The organism is Brevundimonas sp. P7753 (genome assembly GCF_013386595.1).
Classification (GTDB): domain Bacteria; phylum Pseudomonadota; class Alphaproteobacteria; order Caulobacterales; family Caulobacteraceae; genus Brevundimonas; species Brevundimonas bullata.
The window spans coordinates 220-535 of the sequence record NZ_JACARP010000152.1 but is presented as its reverse complement, the minus strand read 5'-3'; the positions used below and the strand labels follow the sequence as shown (position 1 = coordinate 535).

Below are 316 nucleotides of genomic sequence, written 5' to 3'. Positions count from 1 at the left end.
GCCCAGTCGATTGGCGGCGGTGGCGGTATTGGCGGCTCGGCTGTGGCGGCGACGCTTCAGGGCTGGGACGAAAACAATGCCATGGAGCTCAACATCGGTGGCCGCGGCGGTGAAGGCGGCGCCGGCGATCTGGTCGATGTGACCAATACCGGTCTGATCTACACCAAGGGCGCGGGCGCAGCGGGCATCAGCGCCAACAGCATCGGCGGTGGCGGCGGTGACGGCGGTATGGTCCTGTCGCTGACCATTCTTGCGGCTGGCGGTGACAAGGAATCCAAACGCTTTGTCAGCAATATCGGCGGCTCGGGCGGTATCG

General features: G+C 65.5%; 1 pseudogene. It reads left to right on the top strand.

Annotation, left to right across the window (positions count from 1 at the left end):
* A pseudogene (locus HX774_RS19840) lies at window positions 1–316 on the top strand (hypothetical protein); the annotation flags it as partial.